General features: G+C 36.9%; 1 protein-coding gene. It reads left to right on the top strand.

Translation table 11 applies throughout. The annotated features are described in order from the left end of the window. On the top strand, positions 1 to 662 hold a 662-nt coding region (locus tag LDK52_RS19920), incomplete at both ends, for a transposase (protein ID WP_277587625.1).

Here is a 662-nt window from a genome sequence, read left to right as displayed (position 1 = left end):
ATTTTCAGAAACAGCGACTATTTATGGTACTTCACCATCCACGATTGTCCGACGTTTTGATCGTCTATCATTGAGTGAAATTCAGAAAGTAAAAGAACTTCCAAAAGTGATTGCCATTGATGAATATAAAGGCGATACACGTGAAGGGAAATATCAACTCATTATCGCTAATGGAGAAACCAAAGAGCCAATTGATATTTTACCAAATCGCTATAAAAAAACGATAAAGCACTATCTTCAACAACATGGAGCAAATGTAGAAATTGTCATCATGGACATGAGTCCATCTTTTAAAGCTGCAGTTACAAGTGCTCTTGGTAAGCCTGTCATTGTGGCAGATCGTTTTCATTTTGTTCGTTATATTTACTGGGCATTAGATGGTGTACGGAGAAGAATCCAATCTACTTGGAATGATTATGACCGAAAAAAGTGTAAGAAAATGCGGTACGTATTCCACCGGAATTCCAAGAAATTAACAGAGGAAGACCGTTGGTATTTAGATCGTTATCTCTCTATGTCTGAAGAATTAAAGCAGGCCTATGAATTGAAGGAAGCCTTTCAACTATGGTTTACTCAAGCAAAAGAGAATGGTCCAGAGGAAATCCTCCAGACCAAAGAAACATTATATGCTTTTTATGAGCATGTAAAACAAGTGGATATTC

This window comes from Psychrobacillus antarcticus (assembly GCF_029533155.1).
In the GTDB taxonomy this organism is placed as follows: Bacteria; Bacillota; Bacilli; order Bacillales_A; family Planococcaceae; genus Psychrobacillus; species Psychrobacillus antarcticus.
Note: the sequence above shows the minus strand (reverse complement) of the source record. Positions and strands in the feature narration are given on the sequence as shown.